The sequence below is a fragment of the Streptomyces sp. NPDC052023 genome, from assembly GCF_044548465.1.
GTDB lineage: Bacteria > Actinomycetota > Actinomycetes > Streptomycetales > Streptomycetaceae > Streptomyces.
Genome location: NZ_JBIUBW010000009.1, coordinates 141,055 through 163,046, shown reverse-complemented (window position 1 = coordinate 163,046; position 21,992 = coordinate 141,055). Strand labels below are relative to the sequence as shown.

Annotated in this window: 18 protein-coding genes, 1 tRNA gene and 2 pseudogenes; 8 read left to right on the top strand and 13 right to left on the bottom strand. The window is 72.6% G+C overall.

Features of this window, described 5'->3' with window-relative positions; all coding sequences use genetic code 11:
* Positions 1 to 64: 64 nt before the first annotated feature.
* Genes ACIHCM_RS20170 through ACIHCM_RS20160 form a run of 3 tightly spaced genes read left to right on the top strand, consistent with a single transcriptional unit; the run spans position 65 to position 3,113 of the window.
* The gene (locus ACIHCM_RS20170) at positions 65 to 829 is read left to right on the top strand and encodes an SDR family oxidoreductase (RefSeq protein WP_399897586.1); all 765 of its coding nucleotides are present in this window, start codon (positions 65 to 67) and stop codon (positions 827 to 829) included.
* Positions 826 to 2,493, top strand: a complete 1,668-nt coding sequence (locus tag ACIHCM_RS20165) for a class I adenylate-forming enzyme family protein (protein ID WP_399897583.1) — start codon at positions 826 to 828, stop codon at positions 2,491 to 2,493. The genes ACIHCM_RS20170 and ACIHCM_RS20165 overlap by 4 nt, the downstream gene beginning before the upstream one ends.
* Positions 2,494 to 2,519: 26 nt before the next feature.
* Positions 2,520 to 3,113: a TetR/AcrR family transcriptional regulator gene (locus tag ACIHCM_RS20160; RefSeq protein WP_393102637.1), complete on the top strand. Its 594-nt coding sequence runs from the start codon at positions 2,520 to 2,522 to the stop codon at positions 3,111 to 3,113.
* A 52-nt stretch (positions 3,114 to 3,165) separates the two neighbouring features.
* Here the strand turns inward: ACIHCM_RS20160 and ACIHCM_RS20155 are convergent, their stop codons facing one another.
* From ACIHCM_RS20155 to ACIHCM_RS20125, 7 genes are all read right to left on the bottom strand, one after another.
* Entirely contained in the window at positions 3,166 to 4,380 is a 1,215-nt protein-coding gene (locus tag ACIHCM_RS20155; RefSeq protein ID WP_399897580.1) for an acyl-CoA dehydrogenase family protein, read from the bottom strand.
* A 5-nt stretch (positions 4,381 to 4,385) separates the two neighbouring features.
* A complete protein-coding gene (locus tag ACIHCM_RS20150; RefSeq protein ID WP_399897577.1) occupies positions 4,386 to 5,408 on the bottom strand; it encodes a phosphotransferase family protein in 1,023 nt (340 codons plus the stop codon).
* Between the two features lie 167 nt (positions 5,409 to 5,575).
* Positions 5,576 to 5,872 carry a hypothetical protein gene (locus tag ACIHCM_RS20145; RefSeq protein WP_399897574.1) on the bottom strand — a complete coding sequence of 99 codons (297 nt, stop codon included), beginning with the start codon at positions 5,870 to 5,872 and terminating at the stop codon, positions 5,576 to 5,578.
* A gap of 568 nt (positions 5,873 to 6,440) precedes the next feature.
* The gene (locus ACIHCM_RS20140) at positions 6,441 to 6,773 is read right to left on the bottom strand and encodes a DUF202 domain-containing protein (protein ID WP_399897571.1); all 333 of its coding nucleotides are present in this window, start codon (positions 6,771 to 6,773) and stop codon (positions 6,441 to 6,443) included.
* On the bottom strand, positions 6,761 to 7,153 hold the full coding sequence (locus ACIHCM_RS20135; protein WP_399897568.1) for a YidH family protein: 393 nt from the start codon (positions 7,151 to 7,153) through the stop codon (positions 6,761 to 6,763). Before ACIHCM_RS20135 ends, ACIHCM_RS20140 begins: the two co-directional genes overlap by 13 nt.
* 37 nt (positions 7,154 to 7,190) lie before the next feature.
* Complete coding sequence (locus ACIHCM_RS20130; protein ID WP_399897565.1) at positions 7,191 to 7,700, bottom strand: NUDIX hydrolase; 510 nt, start codon at positions 7,698 to 7,700, stop codon at positions 7,191 to 7,193.
* A gap of 246 nt (positions 7,701 to 7,946) precedes the next feature.
* Positions 7,947 to 8,855: a DMT family transporter gene (locus ACIHCM_RS20125; RefSeq protein WP_399897562.1), complete on the bottom strand. Its 909-nt coding sequence runs from the start codon at positions 8,853 to 8,855 to the stop codon at positions 7,947 to 7,949.
* Positions 8,856 to 9,267: 412 nt separating this feature from the next.
* Between ACIHCM_RS20125 and ACIHCM_RS20120 the strand changes: the two genes are divergently transcribed.
* Both ACIHCM_RS20120 and ACIHCM_RS20115 read left to right on the top strand, forming a co-directional pair.
* Positions 9,268 to 9,993 (top strand): molybdopterin-dependent oxidoreductase, encoded by a 726-nt coding sequence (locus ACIHCM_RS20120; protein ID WP_399897559.1) that lies wholly within the window; start codon positions 9,268 to 9,270, stop codon positions 9,991 to 9,993.
* Positions 9,977 to 10,612, top strand: a complete 636-nt coding sequence (locus ACIHCM_RS20115; protein ID WP_399897556.1) for a cytochrome b/b6 domain-containing protein — start codon at positions 9,977 to 9,979, stop codon at positions 10,610 to 10,612. The genes ACIHCM_RS20120 and ACIHCM_RS20115 overlap by 17 nt, the downstream gene beginning before the upstream one ends.
* Positions 10,613 to 10,722: 110 nt before the next feature.
* Here ACIHCM_RS20115 and ACIHCM_RS20110 read toward each other — a convergent pair whose 3' ends face one another.
* Positions 10,723 to 12,120 (bottom strand): GntP family permease, encoded by a 1,398-nt coding sequence (locus ACIHCM_RS20110; RefSeq protein WP_399897553.1) that lies wholly within the window; start codon positions 12,118 to 12,120, stop codon positions 10,723 to 10,725.
* A 37-nt stretch (positions 12,121 to 12,157) separates the two neighbouring features.
* Complete coding sequence (locus ACIHCM_RS20105) at positions 12,158 to 12,685, bottom strand: gluconokinase (protein ID WP_399897550.1); 528 nt, start codon at positions 12,683 to 12,685, stop codon at positions 12,158 to 12,160.
* A 141-nt stretch (positions 12,686 to 12,826) separates the two neighbouring features.
* Here ACIHCM_RS20105 and ACIHCM_RS20100 point away from each other — a divergent pair, with 141 nt between their 5' ends.
* Positions 12,827 to 13,528, top strand: coding sequence for a FadR/GntR family transcriptional regulator (locus tag ACIHCM_RS20100; RefSeq protein WP_399897547.1), 702 nt, complete (start codon positions 12,827 to 12,829; stop codon positions 13,526 to 13,528).
* Between the two features lie 28 nt (positions 13,529 to 13,556).
* On the opposite strand, the gene ACIHCM_RS20095 is transcribed toward ACIHCM_RS20100, so the two are convergent.
* Complete coding sequence (locus tag ACIHCM_RS20095) at positions 13,557 to 13,979, bottom strand: YchJ family protein (RefSeq protein ID WP_399897544.1); 423 nt, start codon at positions 13,977 to 13,979, stop codon at positions 13,557 to 13,559.
* Positions 13,980 to 14,294: 315 nt separating this feature from the next.
* On the opposite strand from ACIHCM_RS20095, the pseudogene ACIHCM_RS20090 reads away from it, so the two are divergent.
* Positions 14,295 to 15,264: pseudogene (locus ACIHCM_RS20090) on the top strand (DUF6519 domain-containing protein); the annotation flags it as partial.
* Positions 15,264 to 16,144, top strand: a pseudogene (locus ACIHCM_RS20085) (peptidoglycan-binding protein). The pseudogenes ACIHCM_RS20090 and ACIHCM_RS20085, both read left to right, overlap by 1 nt.
* 67 nt (positions 16,145 to 16,211) lie before the next feature.
* On the opposite strand, the gene ACIHCM_RS20080 reads toward ACIHCM_RS20085, so the two are convergent.
* The 3 genes from ACIHCM_RS20080 to ACIHCM_RS20070 form a co-directional block, all read right to left on the bottom strand.
* Entirely contained in the window at positions 16,212 to 17,579 is a 1,368-nt protein-coding gene (locus ACIHCM_RS20080; RefSeq protein WP_399897541.1) for a M1 family metallopeptidase, read from the bottom strand.
* Positions 17,580 to 17,644: 65 nt separating this feature from the next.
* On the bottom strand, positions 17,645 to 21,511 hold the full coding sequence (locus ACIHCM_RS20075; RefSeq protein ID WP_399897538.1) for a Pls/PosA family non-ribosomal peptide synthetase: 3,867 nt from the start codon (positions 21,509 to 21,511) through the stop codon (positions 17,645 to 17,647).
* A gap of 282 nt (positions 21,512 to 21,793) precedes the next feature.
* Positions 21,794 to 21,881 (bottom strand) — tRNA-Leu (locus ACIHCM_RS20070).
* Positions 21,882 to 21,992 lie beyond the last annotated feature (111 nt).

Below are 21,992 nucleotides of genomic sequence, written 5' to 3'. Positions count from 1 at the left end.
CCCACATACCGACCGGTTAGTCTGACGCCGCGAGGACTGAGCCGAGGCGCGTCGAAGGAGACCGATGGTGGGAGCCGTGCAGGGTGCCGGAGTGGTCGTCACCGGAGCGGGAGGCGGGATCGGGGCCGCGCTGGCCCGGCGGTTCGCCGCCGAGGGCGGGCGGGTCGTGGTCAACGACCTCGACGCGGACAAGGCCAGGAGCGTCGCCGACGAGATCGGCGGCATCGCCGTCCCCGGCGACGCCTCCGCGATCGTCGCCGAGGCCAAGGACGCGCTCGGCGGTGCCGTGGACGTGTACTGCGCCAACGCCGGAGTCGGCTCCGGAGGTTCCGAGGCGGCCCCCGAGGAGGTCTGGCAGCTGGCCTGGGACGTCAACGTGATGGCGCACGTGCGTGCCGCCCAGGCGCTGCTCCCCGACTGGCTGGAACGAGGCAGCGGGCGCTTCGTGTCCACCGTGTCGGCCGCCGGACTGCTCACCATGATCGGCGCCGCGCCCTACAGCGTCACCAAACACGGTGCCTACGCTTTCGCCGAGTGGCTGTCCCTCACCTACCGCCACCGTGGCGTGCGGGTGCACGCCATCTGCCCGCAGGGTGTGCGCACCGACATGCTCGCCGCCACCGGCAGCGCGGGCGACCTGGTGCTGGTGCCGACCGCGATCGAGCCCTCGGACGTGGCCGACGCGCTGTTCAAGGGGATCGAGGAGGACCGCTTCCTGATCCTGCCCCACCCCGAGGTCGCCGGGTACTACCAGGCCAGGGCCGCTCACCCCGACCGCTGGCTGACCAGCATGAACCACATCCAGCAGAAGTGGGAGACGGCCCCGTGACCGGCTCCCGCTACGCCGCGAAACCCTGGCTGGCCCTGCTGGACGAGGCCCAGCGGGCTCCCGTCAGCCCCGACGACTCGCTGGTGCACGCCTTGCGCCGGGTCACCGGTCAGACGCCGGAGCGGACGTTCCTCGCCTACTTCGACGGGCGGCTGAGCTACCACGAGGCCGACGAGCTCAGCGACTCCGTCGCCGGGCACCTCGCCGAGCGGGGCGTCGCCCGGGGCGACCGCGTCGCCGTGCTGCTCCAGAACTCGCCGCACTTCGTGCTCGCCGTGCTGGGCGCCTGGAAGGTGGGTGCGGTGGTCGTGCCGGTCAACCCCATGTACAAGTCGGGCGAGGTCGGGCACGTCCTCCGGGACGGCGAGGTCACCGCGCTGATCTGCTCCGACCGGGCCTGGGAGTCGTATCTGCGCCAGACCGCGGCCGACTCGCCCGTGCGCGTCGTGCTCACCGCGTGCGAGCTCGACTTCCAGACGCGGGGCGACACGCGCGTGCTGACCTTCGAGCGGGCGGTGTCCGCCCAGGACACCGACGACCTGACCGCCGTCGCACGGGCGGGCGGAAAGGCGCCGGAGGGCCGCCTGCCGGGCCCGGACGACATCGCGCTGATCAGCTACACCTCCGGCACAAGCGGCACCCCCAAGGGGGCCACCAACACGCACGGCAACATCATGCACAACACCGAACGCCAGCGGTCCGGGCTGGGACTGCCCGAGGCGCCGGTGTACTTCGCCATGGCGCCGCTGTTCCACATCACCGGGATGGTCTGCCAGTTCGGGGCGTGCCTGAACAGCGCGGGCACGCTGGTGCTGGCGTACCGCTTCGAGCCGGGCGTCGTCCTGGACGCGTTCGCCGAGCACCGGCCGCACTACACGGTCGGGCCGTCGACCGCCTTCATGGCGCTGGCCGCCCACCCCTCGGTCACCCGCGACCACTTCTCGTCGTTCCGGAGCATCTCCTCCGGCGGTGCGCCGCTGCCGCCCGCGCTGGTGGAGGAGTTCCGGGCCGGGTTCGGGCCGTACATCCGCAACGGCTACGGGCTCACCGAGTGCACCGCGCCCTGCGCCGCCGTGCCGCCCGGCCGTGAGGCGCCCGTCGACCCGGCCTCGGGGACGCTGGCCGTGGGCGTACCCGGCCCCGACACCGTGGTGCGCATCGTCGACGACGAGGGCGAGGAGGTGCCGTTCGGCGAGCAGGGCGAGATCGTCGTCCGCGGGCCGCAGGTCGTGCCCGGCTACTGGCGGCGGCCCGGCGCCACCGGTGAGACGTTCCCCGGCGGTGAGCTGCGCACCGGGGACATCGGGTTCATGGACGCCGAAGGATGGCTGTACGTGGTCGACCGGAAGAAGGACATGATCAACGCGTCCGGATTCAAGGTCTGGCCGCGCGAGGTCGAGGACGTGCTGTACACCCATCCGGCGGTGCGCGAGGCCGCGGTCGTCGGGGTGCCCGACGGCTACCGGGGAGAGACCGTCAAGGCCTGCATCAGCCTCCGTCCGGGGGCCGCGCCGGGCCCGGACGAACTCGCGGCGTACTGCAAGGAGAGACTGGCCGCGTACAAGTACCCGCGGCTGGTGGAGATCCTGCCGGACTTGCCGAAGACGGCGAGTGGGAAGATCCTCCGTCGGGAGTTGCGCTCCCGTTCGCGAGAAGGTCAGTAGGACATCACGGAAGGCAGGTGGCGGCAGTGCCCAGGACGACGGACACGGACGGGACGCCTGTGCCGCAGCGGCTGCTGGCCGCCGCCACCCGGCTCTTCGCGGAGCAGGGCTACGACCGCACCTCGGTGCAGGAGATCGTGGAGGCGGCGGGCGTCACCAAGGGAGCCCTGTATCACTACTTCGGCTCCAAGGACGATCTGCTGCACGAGGTGTACGCGCGCGTGCTGCGCGTTCAGCAGGAGAGACTGGACGCCTTCGCGGACGCCGACGAGCCGGTGGAGAAGCGGGTGCGGGACGCCGCGGCGGACGTCGTGGTGACGACCATCGAGAACCTCGACGACGCGTCGATCTTCTTCCGCTCCATGCACCATCTCAGCCCGGAGAAGAACAAGCAGGTCCGCGCGGAGCGCCGGCGCTACCACGAGCGCTTCCGCGCGCTGATCGAGGAGGGCCAGCAGACGGGCGTCTTCTCCACGGCGACCCCGGCCGACCTTGTGGTCGACTACCACTTCGGCTCCGTCCACCACCTGTCCACCTGGTACCGCCCTGACGGCCCGCTCAGCCCGCAGCAGGTCGCCGACCACCTGGCCGATCTGCTGCTGCGGGCGCTGCGGCCCTGAGCCGGTTCACGTGAGGGGCGGTCGCCACGGCGACCGCCCCTCACGCACGGCCTCACAGGTACTTCTTCAGCTCCCGTCGCGCCAGGGAGCGCTGGTGCACCTCGTCCGGGCCGTCCGCGATCATGAGAGTACGCGCGCCCGCGTACAGCTCGGCCAGCGGGAAGTCCTGGCTCACGCCGCCCGCGCCGTGCAGCTGGATCGCCTTGTCGAGGATGCCGACGACCGTGCGGGGTGTGGCGATCTTGATGGCCTGGATCTCCGTATGGGCGCCCCTGTTGCCGACGGTGTCCATCATCCAGGCCGTCTTCAGCACCAGCAGCCGCAGCTGCTCCACGGCGACCCGGGCGTCCGCGATCCAGTTGTGGACCACACCCTGCTGAGCCAGCGCCTTGCCGAAGGCGTCCCGGGAGACGGCCCGTCGGCACATCAGCTCGATCGCCCGCTCCGCCATGCCGATCAGCCGCATGCAGTGGTGGATCCGGCCGGGGCCGAGCCGGGCCTGGGCGATGGCGAACCCGCCGCCCTCCTCGCCGACGAGGTGGGACACCGGCACGCGCGCGTGGTCGAAGACGACCTCGGCATGGCCGCCGTGCGAGTGGTCCTCGTAGCCGAAGACCTGCATCGCCCGCGTCACCGTCACCCCCGGGGTGTCGCGGGGGACCAGAACCATCGACTGCTGGCGGCGGAGGTCCGGCCCGTCCGGGTCGGTCTTGCCCATCACGATGAAGATCTTGCAGTCCGGGTTCATCGCCCCGGAGATGTACCACTTCCGGCCGGTGATGACGTAGTCGTCGCCGTCCCGCTCGATGTGCGTGGTGATGTTGGTGGCGTCCGAGGAGGCCACGTCGGGCTCGGTCATCGCGAAGGCCGACCGGATCTCACCGGCGAGCAGCGGTTCGAGCCACTGCTTCTTCTGGGCGTCGTCGCCGAACTGCGCGAGCACCTCCATGTTCCCGGTGTCCGGCGCGGCACAGTTCGTCGCGGTCGGCGCGAGCTGCGGGGAGCGGCCGGTGATCTCGGCGAGCGGGGCGTACTGGTGGTTGGTGAGGCCCGCGCCGCGCTCGGCGTCCGGGAGGAAGAGGTTCCACAGGCCCTGGCGGCGTGCCTCCGCCTTCAGCTCCTCGACGACCGCCGGGGTGTCCCACGGGGAGGCGAGCGCGGCCCGCTGCTCCTCGGCCACGGCCTCGGCCGGGTACACGTACTCGTCCATGAAGGCGAGCAGCTTGGCGCGCAGCTCCTCGGTGCGTGCGTCGAACGCGAAGTCCATGCCGGTCAGCCTTCCTGAAGAGTGGTGAGACCGTGCTCGATGAAGACGGGCACCAGGTCGCCGATGCGGTCGAAGCCGGGGCCGACCGTCTGGCCCAGGGTGTAGCGGTAGTGGATGCCCTCCAGGATCACGGCGAGCTTGAACCAGGCGAACGCCGTGTACCAGGAGACGGCGCCGACGTCGCGCCCGGAGCGGGCCGCGTACCGCTCGATCAGCTCGGCCGGGCTCGGATGCCCCGGGGCCTGGGCGGTGGTGGAGACCGGCGACTTCGGCATGCCGAGCGGCATGCTGTACATCACCAGCAGGCCGAGGTCGGTCAGCGGGTCGCCGAGGGTGGACATCTCCCAGTCGAGGACGGCCGTGATCTTGTCGTCGGCGCCGACCAGGACGTTGTCGAGGCGGAAGTCGCCGTGCACGACGGCCGGGGCGGGGGAAGTGGGCAGGGCACGGCCGAGGGCCGCGTGCAGCTCGTCGATGCCGGCCAGTTCCCGGTTGCGGGACGCGTCCAGCTGCTTGCCCCAGCGGCGCAGCTGGCGGTCCAGGAAGCCCTCGGGACGGCCGAAGTCGCCGAGCCCGACCTCCGCGGGGTCCACGGCGTGCAGTTCGACCAGCGTGTCCACCAGGGACAGCACCACCTGGCGGGTGCGCTCGGGACCGAGCGGGGCGAGCTGGTCGGCTGTGCGGTACGGCGTGCCGTGCACGAACTCCATGACGTAGAACGGCGCCCCGAGCACCTCGTCGTCCTCGCACAGCAGGACCGTGCCCGGCACCGGCACCGCGGTCGGCCCGAGGGCGCTGATCACCCGGTGCTCGCGCCTCATGTCGTGAGCGGTGGCGAGGACGTGGCCGAGCGGGGGCCGGCGTACCACCCACCGGGACTCGCTGTCGGAGATCTCGTAGGTGAGGTTCGACCTTCCGCCCTCGATCAGCCGGCCGGTCAGCGGGCCGCGCACCAGACCGGGCCGCTCACGGTCGAGCAGGCCGCGCAGCCGTACGGGGTCGAGGCCTGGCGGGTGGTCGGAAGCCATCGTCGCTCCTACGGACGTGTGAACGTGACCCGACCAATGATGCCGACCGGTCGGTATGCCGTCCAGAGTGCCGGGCCAACGTGATCGGCGCCACGATAGGCCGGCAGCTCCCCGCGCGGGACGCGGGGAGCTGCCGGGAAGTCCTCGGGATCCGTACCGCCCGGGTCTCAGTGGTCGTCCCAGTGCCCGTCGTGTTCGGCATGCCGGTGGCCGTCGTGGAGGTAGTCCATGTGGTCGCCGTGCGGCACCCGCATGTGGCCGCAGTCCTCGCCGTGCCGGTGGTCATGGCCCTCGTGGGCGGTGTGACCCGACGGTTCGCACTCGTCCCAGTGGTCGTCGTGCGCGCGGTGCAGGTGGCCGTCGTGCGCGTAGTCGATGTGATCGCCGTGCGGGACCTCGGCGTGCCCACAGGCCGGGCCGTGGGTGTGCGGGTGGGTGGAGTGTTCCTGGTGCGCAGTGGTCATGGGGGTCACCTTCGATGCGGGTGATGGACGACCGAAAGGCTGTCACGAGAACCGCGCATATCGGGGCATCCGGGTGTTCGTGGCGTCGAGTTCCCCGGGGGCCGGGGGCCGGGGTAGTGGTAGGGGCTGGGGTGGTGGGGCACGGGTAGCGGTGCGGGCCGGGGCAAAGGTGCGGGCCGGGGTGACGGTGCGCGCCCGGGTGGTGATCGGCAGCGGTGACTGATCCGGCCGGGTCCCTGGCACTGCCGCGGAGGGGCGCCGCCGCCGTGGCCGCCGTCGAGCTGCCGGCGGAGTGGAGGAGAGGTGGCTGCCTACGGTGACGCGCGGTGGCTGGAACACCAGCGCCGAGGCGCACCGCCGACGGGCCGTGCCTGGCGCCGCCGGGTTGAGGCCGGAGCCGGCGGTGCAGGGGAAGCGGGGCTGTGGCGGCCACAGCCACCGCAGCCGCCCGACCACTGCCCGGCGACCCTCCGCGCAATCCCCCCGCATGCCCGCCTCGACGCCGGCGCACTGCCGCCACGGGACACCGCCGGCGATGCGTGTGCGAAGGCAGGTGGACAGGTGGTCGTCAGAACACCAGCGCCGAGGCGCACACCGCCAGCGCGAGCGTGCACAGGGCCGCCGCGGTGGCGTAGCGCGGAGTCAGAGCCGGGGGGCGGCCGGACGCCTCCAGGGTGCGGATGCGGGTGTGCGCGACCAGCAGGAAGCCCAGCCACAGAAGGCAGCACAGGGCGCAAGCGATGATCCGGAGCGCCGAAGGATCGCCGTGCAGGGTCGTGCGGGCCGCGAGCACCGCGGCGACGGTGCCGGAAAGGGTCGTACGCCGCCACGCGAGCCGGGTCCGCTCCGGCTGGAGCCCGGGGTCGCGCTCCGGGGTGCCGACGGCACTCACCCGTCCCATCCCGCGAGCACCACGACGACCATCGCCACCGCCACCACCGCCACCACGACGCTCAGCAGCGCCGGGAACCGGGAGACCGGCAGATCCTCGCCCCGGCGCATCGCGCGCTCGCAGCGCATCCAGTGGTTGACCGCGCGCAGCGAGCACAAAACGCCCGCTCCCAGCAACGCGAGGGCGAGGCCGACACGCCAGCCCCATCTGAGGTCCGGCAGGAACTGGTCCACCGCGAACCCGCCGCCGATCAGCGCGAGCGCGGTGCGCAGCCAGGCCAGAAACGTGCGCTCGTTCGCCAGCGAGAACCGGTAGTCGGGCGTGGCGCCCTCCTCCCGGATCCGGTGTGGCCCGAACCAGAGCCGGACGTTCCGCACGAGTTCGATCACGTGCACGACCCTATCGGGATCGGCGCGCGGGGCGCGGTCAGCGCCGGTGCGCCTCCAGCCGGTGGTACGCCGCCAGGCCGTCCGGCACCCATTCCCATGCGCCGAGCCGCCGCCGTACCTCCTCCTCGGCCAGGAAGTCGTGCCAGGCGACCTCCTCGGCCTGCGGGCTGACCGGCAGCTCGCAGCGGACCTCGTACACCGCGGACCACCAGCTCAGACCGGCGCCGTCGTCGTAGCGGAACTTGAACAGGAACGTGGGGCGGGACAGGCCGCTGACGCCGAGTTCCTCCTCGGCCTCGCGCAGGGCCGCGTCGTCGTAGGACTCGCCCGCGCCGACGACGCCGCCCACGAACATGTCGTACAGCGAGGGGAAGACCAGCTTGGTGGGTGTGCGGCGGTGCACGAACACCCTGCCCTCGGCGTCCCGGGCCTGGACGAACACGCATCGGTGCAGCAGGCCGCGCGCGTACACCTCCCCGCGCGGGGCCTGCCCGACCACACGGTCGTGCTCGTCGACGACGTCGAGGATCTCGTCTGCAGCGCTCATGGGGCCATCCAAGCAGCCCGTGCCGCCGCGGCTCCTGGGGGACCGGCGCGGGCCACGCCGCACCGGTGGCCCGTCGCCAACGCCTCACGCGTCGCCGGGGGAACCGGGAAAGGTCGGGTCGCCGGCGTCCGGGGGATCCGGGCAGCCCGCGGGTCCGGCCTCCCCCGGATCGCGCGAAGCGGTGCGGAGGCGCGAAGCGGTCCGGCGGCGTGGAGCGGGCGGTGACCCGGCGCCGGCCCGGCGGGGTCAGCGAGCCGTCGCGCCCTGGAGCGCCGGGGCCGGGACGGTCGCCCGCACCACCGTCGCGCGGGGCATCGCCGGGTGCATGCCGAGGAGCACGATGCCCGTCACCACGGCCGCCAGTCCCGTCGCCTGCCAGGCCAGTGCGCCGGCGTCCATCCGGAGCCGGTCGCCGAGGAAGCCGACGCCGCAGATGATGCCGGCCAGCGGCTGCGCGGCCGTCAGGGCGGGCAGCGACTTGCACAGCGACCCGGTCTCGAACGCGCTCTGCACCAGGATCAGCCCCGTGACGCCGATGAGCAGCACGGCGTACGGCTGCCAGGAGGTGAGCAGCCCGGCCAGGCCGCTCGCGGCGAAGCGGTCGCCGGTGATCCGGGTCAGCGCGTCCTGCACTCCGTACAGCAGGCCGGCCGCCACGGCCAGCATGATGGGACCCGAGCTCACCCGGGAGCGCTTGGCGCGCAGGGTCAGCAGCAGCGCCAGACCCACCATCGCGCCGACGATCGTCCACAGCCGCTGCGGATCCGCGACGGCGGTTCCGGCGCGGGGCTGACCGGCCACGATGAACATGGTCACGCCACCCGCCAGCAGCGCCAGGCCCGCCCAGCCCTGGCGACCCAGGGGCCGCCCCGTCCGGCGGCGGGACAGGCCGAGGGCGAAGAGCAGGTTGGTCGCGAGCAGCGGCTCCACCAGGGAGAGCTGCCCCTGCCCGAGCGCCGCCGCGCCGAGGGCCATACCGGCCACCATCAGCGCGATGCCGCCGAGCCAGCTCGGCACCTTCATCAGGTCGAGCAGCAGGCGGGGGGAGAGGAAGTCGGCGCGCGGCGCGTGCTGGGCCGCGTTCTGCTGCAGGACGAAACCGAAGCCCAGGCAGCAGGCGGCACTCACGGCGAGAACCAGGACCAGGACCGACAAGCTGCCTACCTCGATGATCATCATGGGGTGTGGGGGGTGTGGCACCGCCTCGGGGGCGGTGCGGCGCACCGCGTCGGCGCGGTCGCGTGCGTCACGGTGGCCGGCGTGGCGGCCGGAACGTGGGTGTGACGTTCCCGCCATGGTCAGGGGCCGCATGCCATGGCGCTATGACGTACGTCACACAGTGTGGCCCGGTGGATGATCCACGCGCCGTCGGTGAGCGTCAACTCCACGGCGGGTCCGCGAGGTTGGCCCCGGTCATGTGGCCCCGAACCTGGGCAACATGCGGGGATTTCATCCCACTGGTTGCAGCCGGGATGACGTCACCCCTGGTTGAGGCCGGGATTACCGATTTCTGACGGCCACCGGTGATCCCTGGCCCGCCCACCCCCGCCGGTGCTCGAATGGACCCGTGAACTCCGGACAACCCGAGCAGGAGGGCCGGCCGATCGGCCGCCGCGTCCTGCTCGGCACCCTCGGCCTGGGCGCCCTCGGCGTGGTCGCCGCGCCCACCCTGCAGCGCGGACTGGAGTCCTTCCTCGGCGGCGCCGCCGACAAGGACCCCACGGGCCTGACCGGCCTGCTCCCGAACGGTGGCGGCTTCCGCTACTACTCGGTCGCGGCCTCCGTCCCCCGCAAGAACGCCACCACCTACCGCCTCACCGTCGACGGCCTGGTGGACCGGCCGCGCGCCTACACGCTGCCCGAACTGCGCGCCCTGCCGCAGACCCGGCTGGTGCGGGACGTGCAGTGCGTCACCGGCTGGCGTGTCCCCGACACCCCCTTCGAGGGCGTCCGGCTGTCCCGGCTGCTGGACGCGGCCGGCGTACGCCCCACCGCGAAGGCGGTCCGCTTCACCTGCTTCGACGGCACCTACTCGGAGAGCCTCACCCTCGACCAGGCCCGCCGCGCCGACGTCCTGGTGGCGCTGCGCATGCAGGACGAGGACGTCAGCCACGCCCACGGCGGCCCCGTCCGCCTCTACGTGGCGCCGATGTACTTCTACAAGTCCGCGAAGTGGCTCTCCGGCATCACCGTCACCGAGGAGGTGCAGCCGGGCTACTGGGAGGAGCGCGGCTACGACACCGACGCCTGGGTCGGACGATCGAACGGGCGGGACGATGAGCCTACGAGCTGACGCGCCCGCCCGGGCGGCCACCCGCGTCCATCGCTTCAGCCGGTCCGAACGGTGGGTGCACCGCACGTCCGCCGCCCTGATGGGGGTGTGCGTCCTGACGGCGGCCTGCCTGTACATCCCCGAGCTCGCGCAGCTCGTCGGCCGCCGCGCCCTCGTCGTCACCGTCCACCAGTGGGCGGGCCTGGTCCTGCCGGTGCCGGTCCTGCTGGGCCTGGCCTCCCGCGCCTTCCGCTCCGACCTGCGGCTGCTGAACCGCTTCGGTCCGCACGACCGGGTCTGGCTGCGGGCCGCCCTGCGGCGTGACAAGCGGCACCCGGCACGTCCGGCGGGGAAGTTCAACGCCGGTCAGAAGGTCTACGCCGCATGGATCGCCGGGGCCACGCTGGTGATGCTGGGCACGGGCCTGATCATGTGGTTCACCCACCTCACCCCCTTGGTCTGGCGGACCAGCGCGACGTTCGTCCACGACTGGCTGGCCCTCACCCTCGGCATCGTCCTCGCGGGTCACATCGGCATGGCGCTGGCGGACCCCGAGGCCCGGCGGGGGATGCGCACGGGTGAGGTGAGCCGGGAGTGGGCGCGACGGGAGCACTCCTTGTGGCGCCACCCGGGGGACTGAGGGCACCGCCCCACCGGACGACGCCCCCGCCGCACCGCACCCGCCGGCCTCACTCCTGTGAACCGTCCTTGCCTCTATGAACGGCCCTTGCCCATATGAACGGTCCTTGCCTATATGAACAAGGACAACAGAAGGACGAAGGCGCCCGCGACCACCGAGATGATCGTCTCCATGACCGACCAGGTCTTGACCGTCTGGCCGACGGTAAGGCCGAAGTACTCCTTCACCAGCCAGAAACCCGCGTCGTTGACATGGCTGAAGAAGAGCGAACCGGCGCCGATGGCCAGCACCAGCAGGGCCGTCTCACCGGTCGACATGCCGGCGGCGAGCGGCGCGACCAGACCGGCCGCCGAGACGGTCGCCACGGTCGCCGAACCCGTCGCCAGCCGGATCGCCACCGCGATCAGCCAGGCCAGCAGCAGCGCGGGGATCGACCAGTCCTTGGAGATGTCCAGGATCATCTGGCCGACACCGGTGTCGATCAGCGTCTGCTTGAAGCCGCCGCCCGCGCCGACGATCAGCAGGATGCCGGCGATCGGCGCGAGACCCTTCTCCACGAGTCCGGAGACGCGCTCCTTGCCGAACCCGGCGGGGCGCAGCAGCGTGAAGATGCCCAGCAGCACGGAGGCGAGCAGGGCGATCAGCGGGGAGCCGACGACGTCGAAGACGCGCTGAGTGGTGTTCTCGGGGTCGTCCACGACGATGTCGACGAGCGCCTTGGACAGCATCAGGATGACCGGCAGCAGGATGGTGAGCAGGGTGGCGCCGAATCCGGGGCGCCTTTCCAGCTCCTCGGACGCCCGCTGCGGGATCATCCGCTCCGGCGCCGGGACGTCCACCCAGCGGGCCGCGTACCGGGAGAACAGCGGGCCGGCGATGATCACCGTGGGGATGGCGACCAGCACACCGAGCGCCAGCGTCACGCCGAGGTCGGCCTTGAGCGCGTCGATCGCGACCAGCGGACCGGGGTGCGGCGGGACCAGGCCGTGCATGACGGACAGGCCCGCGAGCGCGGGGATGCCGATCCGCATCAGCGAGTAGTTGCCCCGCTTGGCGACCATCAGCACGACCGGGATCAGCAGCACGACGCCGACCTCGAAGAACAGGGGGAGGCCGATCACCGAGGCGATGAGCACCATCGCCCAGGGCATCGAGCGCCCGCCCGTCTTCGCGAGGATGGTGTCGACGATCTCGTCCGCGCCGCCGGAGTCGGCGAGCATCTTGCCGAGCACGGCGCCCAGCGCGATCAGCACGCCGACGCCGGCGACCGTCGTGCCGAGTCCGGTGGTGAAGCTGGTGATGACCTTGTCGAGGGGCGCCCCGGCGAAGGCTCCGAGCGCCAGTGAGCCGATGGTCAGCGCCAGGAAGGCGTGCAGCTTGAACTTGGTGATGAGCACGACGATGACGGCGATGCCCGCCAGTACGGCGATGCCCAGTTGAGCGTGCCCCGCCGAGGTGATCGGCTCGACGGGGTCCGCCGCCAGCATCTCGACGCTGAGTCTGGTCACGGGGGTTCCCTTGCAGGTACGGGGATGGGGGAGGGGGTTACGGCGCCGAGGGCGACGGGGAGTCGAGGGCGGCCAGCGCGGCCACGGCGAGCTCGGTGATCTGCTCGGGGGTGCCGGAGACGTCGACCGCGACTCCCGCCTCGTCCGCCTGGAGCGGCTGCAACGTGGCGAACTGGGAGTCCAGCAGCGCGGCCGGCATGAAGTGGCCATGCCGGTGCGTCATCCGGTCCTCGATGAGCTCACGGTCGCCCGTGAGGTGCACGAACACGATCCCGGGAGCCGCGGCCCTGAGCCGGTCGCGGTACGACCGCTTCAGCGCCGAGCTGCTCACCACCCCGCCCAGCCCGGTCCGCTCGTGGGCCCAGGCTCCGATGGCGTCCAGCCACGGCCACCGGTCCGCGTCGTCGAGCGGGGTGCCGGCCGTCATCTTGTCGATGTTGGCCTGCGGGTGGAAGTCGTCGCCCTCGGCGTAGGGAACGCCGAGCCGGGCGGCGAGCAGCGGACCGATCGTGGTCTTGCCCGTGCCCGCGACGCCCATCACCACGACGACGTGGGGGGTACGCATGACTGCCTCGCTGTCTTCCTCGACATACGACGTCGCATCCGACGTCGGCCAAATGAAACCTTTTAGGTACGACGAATTCAAGAGGCTGTGATGAATAAGTCTGACTTTTTGTGGGCGTGATCCGGCCCGTACGCTGTGTGCATGAGCACGATGGGCCGGGGGCTGCACGGCCGTGTACTGGACACCCTCGGCCCCGAGATCACGGCGGGCGAGTACCCCCCGGGCAGCGTGTTGCGCACGGACGAGCTGGCGCAGCGTTTCGACGTCTCACGCTCGGTGATGCGTGAGGCGGTGCGGGTGCTGGAGTCGATGCACCTGGTCGAGTCCCGCCGCCGGGTGGGCGTCACGGTCCGCGCCAGGTCCGAGTGGAACGTCTACGACCCTCAGGTCATCCGCTGGCGGCTGGCCGGCGCCGACCGGCCCCACCAGCTGCGGTCCCTGACCGTGCTGCGCTCCGCGGTCGAACCGGTCGCGGCGGGACTCGCCGCCCGGAACGCCACCGCCGAGCAGTGCGCCGAGTTGACCCAGTGCGCGCTCGGCATGGTCGCCCACTCGCGCGGACACCAGCTGGAGGGCTATCTCCTCCACGACGTGGCCTTCCACCGCGTGATCCTCAACGCCTCCGGCAACGAGATGTTCGCCCGCCTCGGTGACGTCGTCGCCGAGGTGCTGGCCGGCCGCACCCATCACGACGTGATGTTCGAGGATCCCGACCCGGCCGCCGTCACCCTGCATGTGCGGGTCGCGGAGGCGGTGCGTGAGGGGGACGCGGAGCGCGCGGAAGGGCTGACCCGGGAGATCACGGTCGGCGCGCTCCAGGAACTGGACATCCTCGCGCCGTAGGGGCGTCGCCGGCGCGTGGCGGCGACGCTCAGTCGAGGAAGTCCCCGTCGACGTACATCCACGCTCCGCCGACCCGCTCGAACCGGCTGCGCTCGTGCAGTGAGCCGCCGGTGAAGGACGCCCGGAACGTCACCGTCCCCGTGCTGTGGAACGCCGACCCCTCGGTCGTGCCGAGAATCTCCAGCCCCGTCCATCGCGTCCCGGCGTCGAGGCCGAGCCGCGCCGGGCGCGTGCGCGCATGCCAGGTCCGCAGCAGATACGCCTCGTCGCGCCGGACGAAGGCGCTGTAGCGCGAGCGCATCAGCGCCTCGGCGGTCGGTGCCTTGGCCTCGTCCCGATGGAATCGGCCACAGCACATCTCGTAGGTCTCCGCAAGACCGCACGGACATTCCGGGTTGCGCGCCGGTGCTGCGGAGTGGGGGCTGCGGGATCTGCCGGTGCGTCGGGCCATGCGCCCCATTGTGCTGCACCACGGCGTGTGTGGGTTGTGTGCATCACCTGCCCCGACACGCGCACATCGTGTGCGAGTCGCGTTCGCCGCCCTCCATGGAAACTCCAACAGGCCTGGCGTGAACCCGTCTTGCCGCCTCAACTCCCCATTCCTCAAGGCGGGTTGAGCACCTGAGCATCAGGAGTCACAAGCGTGTGCTTGGCCTGGGTGACCGACCGCCCGGGGTGCCGTCGGGGGACTGATGCGGTGCGCGTAGCACCGCCGCCCATGGGGGCGGCGCCTTGGCGCGCCGGTCCGGGGATGTCACCGGAATGTCTCCCTCTGTCATCTCTGGAGATCGAGGAGCCCGACCCCTCCCGGGAGACCGTCCAGGCCGCCTTCGCCCGCTGGGCGCGGCGCCAGGCCGCCCCCTCGGCCCGCCTCGCCGCGCGCAGCGAGCGACCCGACCACGCCGACGACGACCCCTGCCTGGTCAAGCCCGACGCCCGCTACCGCGGCCCGGAGAACCAGCTCTACCGCGTCGAGGTGCACGCCGGCGGCGAGGCGCAGGACGCCAGCTTCAAGTGGTCCCGCGAGAACGGCTCGGTGGTCTTCCCCGTCGACGAACTCGACGGCACCTGGGTGCGGCTGGCCACCCTCGGCCACGACGGGAAGCTGGACCTCGACGTCGGCGACCACGTCGAGTTCACCGACACCGCCCACGCCTCTCGCCTCGAAGCCCCGCCCCTGCTGCGGGTCGAGGAACTGGACCTGCCCGGCCGCCGGGTCCGCCTCTCCGCCGAACCGGCGCCCGGCGTCGGCCGGCTCCCGCACCTGGGCCCCTTCCTGCGCCGCTGGGACCACCAGGCCGGCCCCCGGCGGCAAGGGCCGTACGACCGCCCTGCGCGGCGGCGCCGTCCCCGTCACGGAGGGGGAGTGGCTGCATCTGGAGGACGGCGTCGAGGTCTACTTCGCCGAGGGCGGCACCTACCGCACCGGCGATCACTGGATCGTCCCCGCCCGCACCGCCACCGGCGGCGTCGAGTGGCCCACCGCCCCGGCCCGCCGCCCGCTGCTGCAGGCGCCCGCCGGCATCGCCCGCCACTACGCGCCGCTGGCCCTGGTCCAGGGCGAGCACGGCGCCGTCGACCTGCGGCTCGCCTTCGGGCCGCTGGCCGGCGGCATGCCAGCCGCCGACGCGGCGACGCCGGCCGCCGAGGACGGGGCACGCCGCGAGGAGCAGGCGGCCGAGAACCGCTCGCAGACCACAGCGGAGGCGGAGGCAGCCGCGGAAGGAGACAACTGATGGCCAAGCCACTGAGCGCGTCCAAGATGGTGGAGATACTCCGCGCCGAGGGCCTGACGGTCCATGAGGTACGCAACTGGCGCAACCACAACCGCAACAGCAAGGGCCCGTGGGGCCCGGTCAACGGAGTGATGATCCACCACACCGTCACCTCGGGGACCGCCGCCTCCGTCGCCATCTGCTACGACGGCTACTCCAGCCTGCCAGGACCGCTCTGCCACGGCGTCATCGACAAGCAGGGCCATGTCCCTCTCGTCGGCAACGGCCGCGCCAACCACGCGGGTCTCGGCGACAGCGACGTGCTGCGCGCGGTGGTCAACGAGTCGAGGCTGCCGGCCGACAACGAGGCCGACACGGACGGCAACCGGCACTTCTACGGCTTCGAGTGCGTCAACCTCGGCGACGGCAAGGACCCGTGGCCGGAGGTCCAGAAGGAGGCCATCGAGAGGTGTCGGCCGCGATCTGCCGCCACCACGGCTGGTCGGAACGCTCGGTCATCGGCCACAAGGAGTGGCAGCCGGGCAAGATCGACCCGCGCGGCTTCACGATGGACAGCATGCGCAAGCGCATCGCCGACCGGCTCGGCGGGCGGCCCCAGCCGCCGGATCCCAAGCCGCAGCCCCAGCCCGAGCCGAAGTACGAACCCTTCCCCGGCAGCGGCTTCTTCCACGTCGGCCAGAAGTCCGCGATCGTCACCGCGATGGGCCGCCTGGTCGCCGAGGGCTGCGGCCGCTACGAGGAGGGCCCGAGCCCCGAGTGGTCGGAGGCCGACCGCCGCTCCTACCAGGCCTGGCAGCAGAAGCTGGGCTTCAAGGGCAGGGACGCGGACGGCATCCCGGGCAAGTTCGGCTGGGACAAGCTGAGGGTCCCGAACTCCTGAGGCAGGCCGGCGGCTCCGCGTCCTCCGGGGACGCGGAGCCGCCGGCCGCGACCGTGCTGCCGGGCGCTCAGCCTCCGGGCGGGAAGGAGGGCCGGACGGGAATGCGCACGTCCTGCTCCGGCAGCGGCGGCAGCGCCCGCTCCTGCAGCCACACCCGGAACAGCTCGTCCAGCGGCTCGGACGCGAACCGGGCGGCATGCGCGGTGAAGGCCGCCGTGGTGACCGCGCCTCCCCGGTGCTGCCCCGCCCAGCCCCGCAGCATCCGGAAGAAGGCCTCGTCCCCCAGCGCACACCGCACGGCGTGCACCACGAGCCCACCCCGCTGGTACAGCCGGTCGTCGAACATCGACTTGCGCCCGGGATCGGCGAGTTTCAGATCCTGCGCCTGCCCCGCGAGCAACCGGTGGGCGGACGCCGCGTGCTGCTGCGCGGTCGGTCCGCCCGAGCGCTCCGACCACAGCCACTCGGCATACTTCGCGAACCCCTCGTTCAGCCAGATGTGCCGCCAGTCCGCGAGGGACACGCTGTTGCCGAACCACTGATGCGCCAGCTCGTGCGCGATCAGCCGCTCCCAGCCCCGGGCCCCGTCCACATGGTTGGCGCCGAAGAGCGACAGCCCCTGTGCCTCGACCGGCACATCGAGCTCCTCCTCCGTCACGACGACGGCGTACTCCTCGAAGGGGTAGGGCCCGAACAGCTCCTGGAACAGCTCCATCATCGCCGGCTGCCGGGCGAAGTCCCGGGAGAACTCCGGCAGCAGCTGCGCCGGGATGTGCCCGTGCTGCGGCACGCCGCCGGGGCCCGGGTCGCCCAGCAGCACCGTCCGGTACTTCCCGATGGCCAGCCCCACCAGATAGCTCGACGTCGGCGCGGGCTGCTCGTACACCCAGGTGGTCGTGGAGGCCTTCGTGGTACGCGTCAGCAGCCGCCCGCCGGCGACCACCGTGTAGGCGGACGGCGTGGTGACCGATATCTGGTACGCCGCCTTGTCGGCCGGCCGGTCGTTGCACGGGTACCACGACGGCGCCCCCACCGGCTGACTCGCCACCAGCGCCCCGTCGACCAGTTCCTCCCAGCCGATCCCGCCCCACGGGCTGTTCACGGGCCGGGGGTTGCCCGACCAGTGCACCTCCACGGTGAACGCGGCCCCGGCCCGCACCGCCTTGGCCGGCCGCACCCGCAGCCGCCCGCCCCGGTGCGTGTAGTGCGCCGCCCGGCCGTCCACGCGGACCCGCCCGAGCTTGAAGTCGGCGAGGTTGAGCTGGAACTCGGTCAGCGCGGCCCGCCCCGCGATGGCGTTGATCCGGGCCGTGCCCGCCAGCCGGTTCGGCCCCGGCCGGTAGTCCAGCGCGATCTCGTAGCGGTGCACCCGGTACCGGTGATCGCCGTTGGCCGGAAAGTACGGGTCCGGACCCGCCGCCTGCTGAACCGCCACTTCCGCGTCTGCTCCCTGCGCCGTGCTCGTACGACCTCCCTCGCCCCCCGGCACCGCCGGGGCCCCTACCGGCGCCATGCCTCGATCGGGTTGCCCAGCCACCGGGTGTCGTCGGGGACGGACTCCGCCGCCATCACGAGCGACGCGGGCCCCAGTGTGGTGCGGGCCCCCACGGTGCTGCCGGGCAGGACGATCCCGCCAGGGCCGAGCGTCGCGCCCTCACGGAGAACCACAGTATCCGTCCGCAAGATCCGGTCGTGGAAGAGGTGTGTCTGCAGTACACAGCCCCGATTCACGGTGCTCGCGTCCCCGAGGGTCACCAGATCCGCCTCCGGCAGCCAGTAGCTCTCCACCCAGGCGCCCCGGCCGATCCGTGCCCCGAGACCACGCAGCCAGGCCGTCATCACCGGCGTACCCGGCAGGGCGGTCGCCAGCCACGGCACGGCCAGCACCTCGACGAAGGTGTCCGCCAGCTCGTTGCGCCAGACGAACCCGCTCCACAGCGGGTGCTCCGCACCGCGGTGCCGGCCCACCAGCAGCCACTTGGCCAGCACGGACACCGCGCCGGCGAGCACGCCCCCCGCGAGCAGCACGACCCCGCACAGCAGCCAGGCCCAGCCGCCCAGCGCACCCAGCGCGGCCACGGTCACCAGGGCAAGCCCCGCCGAGCAGAACACCGGCACGATCCGGCACAGCTCCACCAGTGCCCGCGCCCACAGCAGCCGGGCCGGCGGATCGTATGTCCGGCTCTGGTCGCCGTCGGCCGCGCTGCGCGGCAGCTTCACCGGCGGCAGCCCCAGGTAGGAGCTGCCCTTCTTGGCCTTCTTGGGCGTCGCCGACAGCACCCCCACCAGCCCGCCGTCCGGCACGCTCCGCCCGGGCGCGGTCATCCCGGAGTTCCCGAGGAACGCCCGCCGCCCGATCTCCGCGCGCCCGATCCGCATCCAACCGCCGCCGAGTTCGTACGGCGCGGTCAGGGTGTCGTCGGCCAGGAAGGCGCCGTCACCGACCGTCGTCAGACTCGGCAGCGCCAGCACGGTCGAGACCTCCGCCCCGCGCCCGATGCGCATCCCGAGCAGCCGCAGCCACACCGGCGTGACGAGCCCGGCGTACAGCGGAAACAGCGTGTCCCGGGCCCGGTCCATCAGCTGCGTGACGGTCCACGCCTGCCATCCGGTCCTGCTGTGCGTGGGGTAGGTCCCCTCCCGCAGCCCCAGGCTCAGCAGCCGCACCCCGACGAGGATCAGCAGCGCGTACGCCGCCCCGAAGGCGAGCGTCGCCGGCACCAGCGCGAGCGCGGCGCCCCCGAGGGCCTGCGCCAGGCCGTCGGCGGGGGCCACGAACGGGCGCGCCACCAGCAGGGCGGCACCCGCACCCAGCACCGGCAGGGCCGACAGCGCGACCCCGGAGGTCCCGTACATCACCCGCCAGAACAGGCCACGCCCCGGCCGCTCCTTCGGCCAGTTGCGCTTGGCCTTGCCGAGCTTCACCGCGGGCGCCCCCGCCCACCGCTGCCCGGTCGGGACCTGCCGGGCGACCGCCGACCCCGGCGCGACCTCGGCCCGCTTGCCGACCCGCGCCCCCGGGAACAGGATGCTGCGCGTACCGACCACGGCATGCGCGCCGACCTTCACCGGACCGATCTCCAGCCGGTCCCCGTCCAGCCAGTACCCGGACAGGTCGACCTCGGACTCGACGGCCGCGCCCCGGCCCAGCTTGAGCATGCCGGTGACCGGCGGCAGCGAATGCAGATCCACGTCCTGGCCGACCCGGGCACCGAGTGCCCGCGCGTACCGCTCCAGCCACGCCCCGGTCAGCGAGGTCGCGCCACTGGCCTCGGCCAGCCGCTCCGCCGCCCACAGCCGCAGATGCACGCTTCCACCGCGCGGATGACGCCCCGGGCGCACGCCACGCAGCAGCAGCCGCGCCCCACCGGCGGCGAGCGCGAGCCGCCCCGGCGGGGTGAACAACAGCACGGCCCCGGCTCCCACGGCCCACCAGGGAGCGGTCGGCAGCCAGGCGTACCCGCTCAGTACGTTCCCGAGGGAGGCCAGTACGACCATCCACCGCAGGCCGGTCAGCGCGGACAGCGGTACGAGGGCGAGGAGCTGGATCACCTGGGCAGGGCGGGGCACCGGGGCGACCGTCCGCCGCGCGCTGTCGTCCCGCGCGGACTCCTGAAGCCGTCGCGCCAGCTTGCGCAAGGTGGGCTGCTGGTAGATGTCCAGCACGGCCACGCCCGGGTACCGGGTGCGCAGCCGCGTGGTCAGCTGGGCGGCGGCCAGACTGCCCCCGCCGATCGCGAAGAAGTCGTCGGACGCCGCCGTCACCGGAATTCCGAGCACCTCGGTCCACTGCTCGGCGAGCCAGGCCTCGGTGCCGTGGAGCTGCTCGGCCCCGGCACCCGTCCCGACCCCCTCCAGGGGCCAGGGCAGGGCATCGCGGTCCACCTTCCCGGAGGTCCGCGTCGGCAGCTCGTCGACGGGGGCCAGCAGCGGCACCAGCGCCGCCGGCAGCTCGGCCCGCAGCCGCTCCACCGCCGCCCCCGCGTCCCAGCCCTCCTGGGTCACGACATAGCCCACGAGCAGCTGGTTGCCGCTGCGTGCCGTCCGCACGGCTGCGGCGGCGCCCGCGACGCCCGGCAGCGCCTGCAACGCGGCGTCCACCTCACCCAGCTCGATCCGCCGCCCGCCCAGCTTCATCTGCTCGTCGGCCCGCCCGAGGAAGACCAGCCCCTCGGGCTCGGCCCGCACCAGGTCACCGCTGCGGTACGCCCGTTCCCAGCCCAGTGACGGAAGCGGCGCGTACTTCTGCGCGTCCTTCTCGGCGTCGAGATAGCGGGCGAGCCCCACGCCCCCGATCACCAGCTGCCCGCTGCCGCCCATCGCGACGGGCTCCCCGGCCTCGTCCACGACGGCCAGCTCCCAGCCCCGCAGCGGCAGCCCGATCCGCACCGGCTCCTCGCCGCCCATCAGCGACGCACAGGCCACCACGGTCGCCTCGGTGGGCCCGTACGTGTTCCAGACCTCGCGCCCCTCGGTCACCAGCCGCTGCGCCAGCTCGGGCGGACAGGCCTCACCGCCGAAGATCAGCAGCCGTACGTCGTTGAGGGTCTCCGGCTCCCACAGCGCCGCCAGCGTCGGCACGGTCGACACGACCGTGATCTCCTGCTCGACCAGCCAGGGCCCCAGATCAGCCCCGCTGCGCACCTGCGCCCGTGGCACGGGCACCAGACAGGCCCCGTACCGCCAGGCCAGCCACATCTCCTCGCAGGACGCGTCGAAGGCGACCGAGAGACCCGCCATGACCCGGTCGCCCGGCCCGATCGGCTCCTCGGTCAGGAACAGCGCGGCCTCGGCGTCCACGAACGCGGCGGCACTGCGGTGGCTGACGGCGACGCCCTTGGGCTTCCCGGTGGATCCGGAGGTGAAGATGATCCAGGCGTCGTCCCCCTCCCCGGGCCGCCCGGCGGCCGCGCCGCCCGTCCCCTGGACGCTCACCTCGTGCCCGGCCCCGACGACGGCCCGCACCCCCGCCTCCCCGAACACCAACTCGGCCCGTTCGTCGGGGTCCTCGGCGTCCACGGGCACATAGGCGGCGCCGGCCGCCAGTACGGCGAGAATCGCGACGTACAGATCATTGGTCCCCGACGGGACGCGGACGCCCACCCGGTCCCCGAGCCCCACCCCCGCGGCGGCGAGCCGCACGCGCAGCCGCTCCACCTCCACGGCGAGCGCCCGGTAGCTGAGCCGGACCGCCCCGTCGTCCAGGGCGAGTTCGTCCGGATGTGTCCGCACGGACGCCTCGAAGATGTCCACGAGCGTGCGCGGGGAGGCCGCCGGCCCCCCGGAGAACCGTGCCCTGTCACCGAACTGTTCGCGGATCTCTTCGTCGAGCAGGCCGAGAGCGCTGCTCTCGTGTATGGCTGCCATCGGGTCCTCGCGTCTCGATCCCGGAAGCCTCCGGGGCGCTGGCGGGCCCGCAGGTCTGCCTGGGGTTGTCCGGCTCCAGCTCCGTAACAAGCCGGAAATTTTAGTACGACGTTAGGTTCGTCGTTGTTCGGCGGCCACCTGGAGGGGCCGTTCGGGCCGCTCGGCACGGAGTGCCGGGGGCCGTGACCTCGGGATCCTCCCGGTCGGCGAGAGATGGCCCACACAGCGCCGGGCGAGCCCTCCCGGAAAAGCAGAAGACCCCTGGTGAACAGGGGTCCGAGCTGGTGTCCGAGGGGGGACTTGAACCCCCACGCCCGATAAAGGGCACTAGCACCTCAAGCTAGCGCGTCTGCCATTCCGCCACCCGGACAAGGTGTCTGTCGCGCTGGGTTTCCCCCGCGGCGACGACGTAAACATTACCAGGCTTTCGGGGGTGGCTGATCACACCCCCGCGCGGCCCGGATCGCCGTGAACGCCCTGT

Bases quoted from the DNA above. Each gene is read 5' to 3' on its own strand.
- ACIHCM_RS20170 (WP_399897586.1), top strand. From the start codon at position 65: ATGGTGGGAGCCGTGCAGGGTGCCGGAGTGGTCGTCACCGGAGCGGGA.
- ACIHCM_RS20155 (WP_399897580.1), bottom strand. From the start codon at position 4,380: ATGGACTTCGCGTTCGACGCACGCACCGAGGAGCTGCGCGCCAAGCTG.
- ACIHCM_RS20150 (WP_399897577.1), bottom strand. From the start codon at position 5,408: ATGGCTTCCGACCACCCGCCAGGCCTCGACCCCGTACGGCTGCGCGGC.
- ACIHCM_RS20145 (WP_399897574.1), bottom strand. From the start codon at position 5,872: ATGACCACTGCGCACCAGGAACACTCCACCCACCCGCACACCCACGGC.
- ACIHCM_RS20140 (WP_399897571.1), bottom strand. From the start codon at position 6,773: ATGGGACGGGTGAGTGCCGTCGGCACCCCGGAGCGCGACCCCGGGCTC.
- ACIHCM_RS20130 (WP_399897565.1), bottom strand. From the start codon at position 7,700: ATGAGCGCTGCAGACGAGATCCTCGACGTCGTCGACGAGCACGACCGT.
- ACIHCM_RS20115 (WP_399897556.1), top strand. From the start codon at position 9,977: ATGAGCCTACGAGCTGACGCGCCCGCCCGGGCGGCCACCCGCGTCCAT.
- ACIHCM_RS20105 (WP_399897550.1), bottom strand. From the start codon at position 12,685: ATGCGTACCCCCCACGTCGTCGTGGTGATGGGCGTCGCGGGCACGGGC.
- ACIHCM_RS20100 (WP_399897547.1), top strand. From the start codon at position 12,827: ATGAGCACGATGGGCCGGGGGCTGCACGGCCGTGTACTGGACACCCTC.
- ACIHCM_RS20095 (WP_399897544.1), bottom strand. From the start codon at position 13,979: ATGGCCCGACGCACCGGCAGATCCCGCAGCCCCCACTCCGCAGCACCG.
- ACIHCM_RS20075 (WP_399897538.1), bottom strand. From the start codon at position 21,511: ATGGCAGCCATACACGAGAGCAGCGCTCTCGGCCTGCTCGACGAAGAG.